This window comes from Rhodoferax sp. U11-2br (genome assembly GCF_018619435.1).
Lineage (GTDB): Bacteria > Pseudomonadota > Gammaproteobacteria > Burkholderiales > Burkholderiaceae_C > Rhodoferax.
In genome coordinates this window covers 25,206-33,327 of the sequence record NZ_JAHFZF010000040.1, presented here as the reverse complement: position 1 = coordinate 33,327, position 8,122 = coordinate 25,206, and the positions used below count along the sequence as shown (strand labels likewise).

Below are 8,122 nucleotides of genomic sequence, written 5' to 3'. Positions count from 1 at the left end.
TTTCATGGTGTCGACCACCTGGGCGACCACTTCGCCGCCCTTGATGGCCACAGAGCTGGCGTTTTGGGCCAGTTGGTTGGCCTGGCGGGCGTTGTCGGCGTTTTGTCTGACGGTGGATGAGAGTTCTTCCATGGAGGCAGCGGTTTCCTGTAGCGCACTGGCTTGGGATTCGGTGCGGCTGGAGAGGTCGTGGTTGCCTTGGGCGATCTCGGAGCTGGCGGTGGAAACCGACTCTGAGCCCTGGCGCACATTGGTGACCACCTTCACTAGGCTGGACTGCATGTCACGCAAGCTGCCCAGCAACTGCCCCAGCTCATCACTGCGCTGGCTGTCGATGCGTGTACTGAGGTCGCCACCGGCCACCTGACGGGCTATGGTGTTGGCTTGCGACAAAGGCCGCGTGATGCTGCCCGACAGCAACCAGACCACGCTGATGCTGAGCAGCACACTGATCAGCTCCAGCGCAACCATCAGGTTGCGGCTGGCGATGTAATTGTCTTGGATGGCCTGGCCTAGCTCATCAATCTCCTGGCGCTGCAAGGCCAGCATTTCCTCCATCTTGGCCTGGTAGATTTTGCCGGCCGGGATGAACTTGTCCTCCATCAGCTTCTTGGACTCTTCGGCTTGGCCTTCTTTTTTGAGCTTCACCACCTCATCCCGCACCGCGATGTAGATCTTGCGCTGTTCACCGATGGCTGCGTACAGGGCCTTTTCCTTGTCGGTGTCCATCAATTCTTCCAGCGCTTTTTGGTACTCGGTGGACTTTTTGGTGGACTGCGTCTGGTCTTCGGCAAAAAACTCCGCCATCGTCGGGTCGCTGCTGTGGGCGATGGCCGAGGTTCGGCGGATGCCGGTGTGGATGTTGCGGTACCAGTCACCCACGATACGTTCGGTCTTGACCGGGTTGGCAACCATTTGTTGGGTGGCCTCAGCCACCGCATTGAGCCGCGACAAGCTGACCAGGATGATGACCACCGACAGTGTCAAGACCAGCGCAAAAGCTGTTGCCAGGCGTTTACCCACCGGCATGTTGTTCAAAAAGGCACCCATAGTGTCCCCCGTGTCAAAGTACGTTTAAAAAAAATGGGGCCGATCAAGCCATCATTCAATCCGTTTGTACATTGTGGGGGCTGGCGAACCAGCGCGCAAGCTGCCAACAAGTTGGCGCAATCGTGTTTTCTTTATTTGTAGCTGCAAAAAATAGCCGGCAGGTGGCGCACACCGGGCTGCTGGCCCAGCGCGTCACGCAGGGCAGCTTCAGCTTTTAAGGAGCACAAGGCACGCACCGCCTCTTCGTTGCACACGGATTTGCCGTGGCCGTAGGCTAGCAGGAGAAACTGCGACTGGATGTCGGCCAGCGCCATTTGGCGATCGGGCAGCTCATTGGCACTGATCACCTGGTGCGACATTGTGGTGATCTTGGGGTCACCCACTGGGCTGGGGGGTTTGAGGGTCACCGTGACCCCGTTCGATGCGGGTGCCACCACCAGGCCATTGGGGCCGGTGTCCAAACCCACAGAGAACTCCACCGCGTATTTGACAATGACGGTGGCCTCAGATTTCAGGTTGTGCTTGGACTTGGACAACGCCGCCACATGGCTGTACTCACGCAGCACACGCACAGGTGAAGCCTTGAGTCGGTCTGCGGCGGTCTGGCGTGCGGCATCCAGATGCTCTGCATACTGGGTGTAGCCCGCCAGCTTCTTCTTGCTGTTCTCGGCATCGGTCTTGACCTTCAGCAACTCATCACTGAGCACCTTGTTTTCACCAAAATGGCTCACCTTCATGGCCACGTACACCATCAAGGTGCTCAGCACACCCGCAGCCATCACAAAGATTGTTATCGGTTCCATGAGGTCAGATTCCTAGCTTCACCATGTCAATGCGCCTTGTCCCAATTCAGCCCGACTCCGACCTCGGCCAGCAGCGGCACCTTGAGCTGCGCCACACCGGCCATGAGTTTGGGCACTTCGTGGCGCACCCAGTCGACCTCGCCCTCTGGCACCTCAAACACCAGTTCATCATGCACCTGCATGATCATCTTGGTGCTAAGTTTCTGTGCGTCAATGACCTCTTGCACCTTGACCATGCTGAGTTTGATCAGGTCCGCTGCGGTGCCCTGCATCGGCGCGTTGATGGCGGCGCGCTCCAGACCTGCCAGCAAGGCGCCCTTGGCGGTTTGAATCCCTGAGAGCTGCAGCCTGCGGCCAAACACGGTTTCCACATACCCCTGCCGCTTGGCCAGTTCGCGGGTGTGCTCCATGTAGTTCTTGACACCAGGATAACGCTCAAAATAACGCGCGATGTAGTTCTTGGCCGCCGTGTTGTCAATGCTCAGGGCTTTGGCCAGGCCGTAGGCGCTCATGCCGTAGATCAGGCCGAAGTTGATCACCTTGGCATAACGGCGTTGTTCACTGCTGACCTGCGCGGTGTCGATGCTGAAAATCTCCGCAGCGGTGGCGCGGTGCACATCCATGCCGTCACGAAAAGCCAACAACAGCGCCGCGTCACCACTCAGGTGGGCCATGATGCGCAACTCGATTTGGCTGTAGTCGGCGCTGGCGATTTGACTGCCGGGTGGCGCCACAAAGGCCTCACGCACACGACGGCCCTCAGGGGTGCGGATCGGGATGTTCTGCAGGTTCGGGTCGTTGCTGCTCAAGCGACCGGTGACCGCCACCGCCTGTGCGTAATGGGTGTGCACCCGGCCATCGCTGGGCAGCGCTAGTTGGGCCAGCTTGTCGGTGTAGGTGCCCTTGAGTTTGGCCAGACCCCGGTGCTCCAGCAGCTTGGCGGGCAGCGGGTAGTCTTCGGCCAGTTTTTCGAGCACCTCTTCGTCGGTGCTGCGCGCGCCGGTCGCGGTCTTTTTCACCACCGGCATGCCCAGCTTGTCAAAGAAAATTTCGCCCAACTGCTTGGGGCTGGACAAGTTGAAGGGCTGGCCTGCAATCTCATAGGCCTCGGCTTCCAACTGCACAATGCGCTGACCCAGCTCGTGGCTCTGTGCCGCCAGCGTGGGCGCGTCGATCAACACCCCATTGCGCTCAATGCGGTAAAGCGCCTCGCTGCTTTTGATCTCCAGCTCGTAGATAAAACGCAGTTTGTCGTCGCGCGCCAACTGCGGCCACAACACCTGATGCACTTCCAGCGTCATGTCGGCATCTTCACACGCGTACTCGGCCGCTTTGGCCACGTCCACCTGGTCAAAACAGATCTGGTTGGCGCCTTTGCCACACAGGTCTTCAAAACTGATGCCCTGACGGCCCAGATGGCGTTCGGCCAGACTGCTCAGGCCGTGCGGCTTGTGGACTTCGAGCACATAACTTTGCAGCATGGTGTCGTGTGCGTAACCCTGCACCTCGATGCCATGGTTGGCAAACACATGGCGGTCATATTTGATGTGCTGGCCCAGCTTGGCCCGGCTGGTATCTTCAAGCCAGGGTTTCATTTTGGCCAGCACCTCGTCGAGCGGCAGCTGGGCTGGGGCGTCCGGGTAGACATGGGCCAGCGGGATGTAAGCCACCTCACCCGGGGTGATGCTGAGGCTGATACCCACAATACGCGCCCGCATCTCGTCGAGCGAAGTGGTCTCAGTGTCGATGGCGACCAGCTCTGCGACCTGCAATTTGGCCAGCCAGGCGTCAAAAGCCTCCCAGGTGAGGATGGTGTCATAACGCAGGCTGCTGGTCTTCACCTCGGGGGTGGTCTCAAAGTCGGGCTCGTCAAACAGGTCCCGCTCGCGCCCCGGTTTGGTGGCCGGGCCAGCCTCAACAGCGGCGCCCGACTGAGCCGGGGCCTCCTCGCTGGTGGCCAAGGACCGGGCCAAGCCTTTGAAGCCGAATTTTTCATAAAAAACAGCCAGAGCCCTCGTATCCATTGAGCCTGTAGCTATTTCATCCATAGCGGGCAGCCCCGGCAGCCAGCCGTTCAGGTCACAGTCGGTCTTGATCGTGACAAGCTGGCGCCCGGTGGGCAACCAGTCCAGAGACTTCTTCAGGTTCTCACCCACCGCGCCTTTGATGCTGTCGGCGTTGGCCACAATAGCGTCCAGCGAACCATATTCATTGAGCCATTTGGCGGCGGTTTTGGGACCAACCTTGGGCACACCGGGCACGTTGTCCACGGTGTCCCCCACCAGGGTCTGGTAGTCGCGCATCAGATGGGGCGGCACACCAAACTCGGCAGTGACTCCGGCCACATCACGGCGCCGGCCGTTCATGGTGTCGATGATGGTGATGTGTTCGTTGACCAGTTGCGCCAGGTCCTTGTCACCACTGCTGACGATGACCTCCATGCCCTGGGCGGAGGCGGTAGCGGCCAGCGTGCCAATCACGTCATCGGCCTCGACACCGGGCACCGCCAGCACCTTCCAGCCCATCAAGCGCACCACCTCGTGGATCGGCTCGATCTGGCTGCGCAGGTCGTCGGGCATGGGGGAACGGTTGGCCTTGTACTGCGGGTACAACTCATCACGGAAAGTGGGGCCTTTGGCGTCAAAAATGCAGGCGGCGTAGGCGGCGGGCACCTCCTTGCGCAGGCTTTGCAACATGTTGATCATGATGCGGATCGCCCCGGTTTTCTGGACGCTGCCGTCGGGCAGGGTCACGCTCATGGCCTCCCCGCCTGCAAAAAAAGCACGATAGATGTAGCTGGAGCCGTCGACCAGCAGCAAAGTTTGAGGGGGAGCAGTGTTCATGGCGGCATTTTGCCTGTGACACCGGGGTATAGCAGCACAACTACAATCAAATGATGCACGCAACACCCTCCTTCCGCCTGTTTTCTGCCCGCGCCCTGGCCTGCGCTCTGCCCCTGTTCCTGCTGCTTGGCAGCCCGAGCCAGGCCCAGACGGCGGCCAGCCCGTCCACACCCCAGCCCAGCCCGGCGCCCGCTGTGGTCAAGGAGCCCACCGAGCAGACCACCCAGCACATCGTGGTGGAAGACACCGCCACCCGCATCGACGAGGTGCGCATCGGCAGCGAGACCAAGAGCATTGACGTGCAGCCCAAAAACGGCATGCCCGCCTACCAGGTAGAGCCCAAGAGCGGCGAGCGCACCTGGAAAGTACTGGGGTTTTAAAGCATGGCGGTTTACACGGAAGTCTCTGAACACGAGGCACGCGAACTGCTGCATTCACTGGGCCTGGGAGAACTCAGCAGCCTGAAAGCCTGCTCCGGCGGCATTGAAAACACCAACTATTTCGCATCCACCGAACGCGCGGGCCAGGTGCACGACTATGTGCTCACGCTGTTTGAGCGCCTGAGTTTTGAGCAACTGCCGTTTTACCTGAGGCTGATGAAACACCTGGCGCAGCGTGGCATCCTGGTGCCCGAGCCCCATGCCAATGCACAGGGTGAGCTGGTGTTTGATGTCAAAGGCAAACCCGCAGCGGTGGTGGACAAATTACACGGCAAAAGTGAACTGGCCCCGACCGAGGCCCACTGCGCCCAGGTCGGCGCCACGCTGGCGCGCCTGCATCTGGCCGGGTCTGACTTTGCGCTGACCCAGCCCAACCTGCGCGGCCTGGCCTGGTGGAACGAGGTGGTGCCGGTGGTGCTGCCCTACATCCAGGGCAATCAGCAAAACCTGTTGCAGTCTGAACTGGCCTACCAGAACAGCGTGGCGGCCAGCGCCAGTTACGCCGCGCTGCCACGCGGGCCGATCCACGCCGACCTGTTCCGCGACAACGTGATGTTTGACACGGTGGGTGGCCAGCCACAGCTCAGCGGCTTTTTCGACTTCTACTTTGCGGGCATCGACACCTGGGTGTTTGACCTGGCGGTATGCCTCAATGACTGGTGTGTTGATCTGCCAACCGGCGTCCACCATGCCCCGCGCGCTCAAGCCTTGATAGCAGCCTACAGCGCCGTGCGCCCCTTGCAGGCGGCCGAGCGCGAGCTGCTGCCCGCGATGTTGCGCGCCGGTGCCCTGCGTTTCTGGGTGTCGCGCCTGTGGGACTTTTACCTGCCGCGCGCTGCCAGCCTGTTACAGGCCCACGACCCGAGCCATTTTGAGCGGGTGTTACAAGCACGATGCAACCACAACATGACGTTTGAACAACTGGCGGGCCAGGCATGAAGCTGCAACTGGTCCCCGCCCGCCAGGGTGCCGCCTGGGTCAAGCTGGGTATGCGCACCTTTTTTAAACAGCCGTTGGCGCTGGCCGGGCTGTTTTTCATGTTCCTGGCCCTGATGTCGGTGGCCACCATGGTGCCGCTGATTGGCCTGCCGTTGGCCATGACCCTGCTGCCCGCGATAACGCTGGGGCTGATGACCGCCACCCGTGAAGCCACCTTGGGCAAGTTCCCGATGCCACTGATTTTGCTCAGCGGTTTTCGCGCCGGGCCCGTCAAATTGCGCGCCATGCTGGCCCTGGGCGCCATCTACGCGGGCGGCTTCTTGTGCGCCATTGGCGCCTCTTACCTGGTGGACGGCGGCGGTTTTGCGCGCATGTACCTGGGTGGACAGGCCCCCACAGCCGAGATGATGGGCAGCGGGACGTTTCAGGCCGCCATGTGGACCTTCATCGGGCTACACCTGCCGCTGTCCCTGCTGTTCTGGCATGCCCCGGCGCTGGTGTACTGGCAGGGTTTGCCCGCTTTCAAAGCCATGTTTTTCAGCATCGTCGCCTGTCTGCGCAACTTCTGGGCACTGACGGTGTTTGCGCTGCTGTGGATGGCGGTGATGGTCGGGGTGGTGATGCTGCTGATCACCAGCGCCAACCTCTTCAACAGCCCCGGCCTGGCCAATGTGCTGTTGTTCCCCGGCCTGCTGCTGGTGGCTGCGATGTTTTTCACCTCGCTGTTCTTCACCTACCGGGACAGTTTTGAGGCACCAACCGAGGCGCCTGTCACCACCGAGTGAGCGGCTGGCTCAACATCACAACCGACTGACATTCGCAAGAATCCAGTCGGTTTTTTCATGCCCAAGACCCAAGCTTGACGCGCAGACCTCAGGCCTGCCGGCGTCGCAGTTGCGCCCAAGACACGCAGCTTCAGCGTGCATAAACCCTGAATTGGCCACAAGCCCTTTTGCCATAAGGGATGATAGCTCCAGAATAAGGAGCGATTTGAAGCTATCACCACTCTGGCCGTGTTCCCCATCAGCGGGAAATCTGGTCAACACCGATGCGTCTCAACGCAATACAAGCCCATCACGGGGTCGCCGCTGGTGGCCACAAGCTTGGTGAATCCTCTTTACTGCATTGTCATAAATGACACAGATTCTCATTTACACTGCAGGATTGCCATCAACCCGCCGCTTGTTTTTATGTTGATTCCCTTTCTGATCATGTTTCGCGAAGGACTGGAGGCGGCGCTCATCGTGGCCATTGTGGCCAGTTACCTGAAACAAAGTGGACAAAGCCGTTGGCTGCCAGCTGTGTGGCTGGGTGCCATCGTTGCAGCCGGTTTGTGCCTGGCGCTGGGCTTGTACATGAACCACATCCAAAGTGAGTTTCCGCAAAAGCAGCAGGAGCTGTTTGAGGCCGTGGTGGCGCTGGTTGCGGCGGCCATGCTGGCCTCGATGGTGTTCTGGATGAAGTCCTCGGCCCAATCCATCAAAGGCAACCTGCATGAGGCCATCGACTCGGCGCTGCAACGACAACAGCGCCAGGCGCTGGGCATTGTGAGCCTGGTGTTTTTCGCGGTGGCCCGCGAGGGGCTGGAGTCGGTCTTCTTTTTGCTGGCGGCATTCCAGCAGGACGTGGGTATCTACGCCCCCATCGGTGCGGTGCTGGGGCTGGTGGCTTCGGTGGCCATGGGCGCACTGATCTACAAAGGCAGCTTGCGCCTGAACATGCGCCGCTTCTTCAAATGGACCGGCATCTTCATTTTGTTTGTGGCCGCCGGTTTGCTCAGCAGTGCAGTGAAAGCCTTCCACGAGGCCGGCCTGTGGAACCACCTGCAAACCACCGCCTACGACCTGACCCAGGTGTTGCCCACCCACAGTGTGCTGGGGGTGCTGCTTGGGGCGCTGTTTGGTTACCAGGACGCACCGGCCGTCGGTGAAGTGCTGGCCTGGTGCCTGTTCATCGTGCCCGCACTGCTGTGGTTTTTGTCAGGCACACCCCACAAGGCGGTCCAGCAGGCCAGCTGACGCCTCCCCCTTTTTTCTTGATTTTTTAG

General features: G+C 60.3%; 7 protein-coding genes. 4 read left to right on the top strand and 3 right to left on the bottom strand.

The genetic code is table 11. The features are described from left to right. From KKO72_RS18930 to polA, 3 genes are all read right to left on the bottom strand, one after another. Positions 1-1,050: MCP four helix bundle domain-containing protein (locus tag KKO72_RS18930; protein ID WP_214942765.1), on the bottom strand; the 1,050-nt coding region annotated here is incomplete at its 3' end. Positions 1,051-1,181: 131 nt separating this feature from the next. Beyond that, positions 1,182-1,853 (bottom strand): hypothetical protein, encoded by a 672-nt coding sequence (locus tag KKO72_RS18925; protein ID WP_214942760.1) that lies wholly within the window; start codon positions 1,851-1,853, stop codon positions 1,182-1,184. Positions 1,854-1,879: 26 nt separating this feature from the next. Beyond that, positions 1,880-4,696, bottom strand: a complete 2,817-nt coding sequence (polA, locus tag KKO72_RS18920; RefSeq protein ID WP_214942757.1) for a DNA polymerase I — start codon at positions 4,694-4,696, stop codon at positions 1,880-1,882. A 53-nt stretch (positions 4,697-4,749) separates the two neighbouring features. Here polA and KKO72_RS18915 point away from each other — a divergent pair, with 53 nt between their 5' ends. From KKO72_RS18915 to efeU, 4 genes are all read left to right on the top strand, one after another. After that, positions 4,750-5,076 carry a hypothetical protein gene (locus KKO72_RS18915; protein WP_214942754.1) on the top strand — a complete coding sequence of 109 codons (327 nt, stop codon included), beginning with the start codon at positions 4,750-4,752 and terminating at the stop codon, positions 5,074-5,076. A gap of 3 nt (positions 5,077-5,079) precedes the next feature. Beyond that, positions 5,080-6,075: a homoserine kinase gene (locus KKO72_RS18910; RefSeq protein ID WP_214942751.1), complete on the top strand. Its 996-nt coding sequence runs from the start codon at positions 5,080-5,082 to the stop codon at positions 6,073-6,075. After that, positions 6,072-6,860 (top strand): BPSS1780 family membrane protein, encoded by a 789-nt coding sequence (locus KKO72_RS18905; RefSeq protein ID WP_214942748.1) that lies wholly within the window; start codon positions 6,072-6,074, stop codon positions 6,858-6,860. Before KKO72_RS18910 ends, KKO72_RS18905 begins: the two co-directional genes overlap by 4 nt. Before the next feature lie 405 nt (positions 6,861-7,265). Then, complete coding sequence (gene efeU / locus KKO72_RS18900) at positions 7,266-8,093, top strand: iron uptake transporter permease EfeU (RefSeq protein ID WP_214942745.1); 828 nt, start codon at positions 7,266-7,268, stop codon at positions 8,091-8,093. The last annotated feature ends 29 nt before the right edge of the window (positions 8,094-8,122 follow it).

What these genes read in the sequence shown, in the direction of transcription:
- KKO72_RS18915 (WP_214942754.1), top strand. Translation starts at nt 4,750, where the DNA reads ATGCACGCAACACCCTCCTTCCGCCTGTTTTCTGCCCGCGCCCTGGCC.
- polA (WP_214942757.1), bottom strand. Translation starts at nt 4,696, where the DNA reads ATGAACACTGCTCCCCCTCAAACTTTGCTGCTGGTCGACGGCTCCAGC.
- KKO72_RS18925 (WP_214942760.1), bottom strand. Translation starts at nt 1,853, where the DNA reads ATGGAACCGATAACAATCTTTGTGATGGCTGCGGGTGTGCTGAGCACC.
- KKO72_RS18910 (WP_214942751.1), top strand. Translation starts at nt 5,080, where the DNA reads ATGGCGGTTTACACGGAAGTCTCTGAACACGAGGCACGCGAACTGCTG.
- efeU (WP_214942745.1), top strand. Translation starts at nt 7,266, where the DNA reads ATGTTGATTCCCTTTCTGATCATGTTTCGCGAAGGACTGGAGGCGGCG.
- KKO72_RS18905 (WP_214942748.1), top strand. Translation starts at nt 6,072, where the DNA reads ATGAAGCTGCAACTGGTCCCCGCCCGCCAGGGTGCCGCCTGGGTCAAG.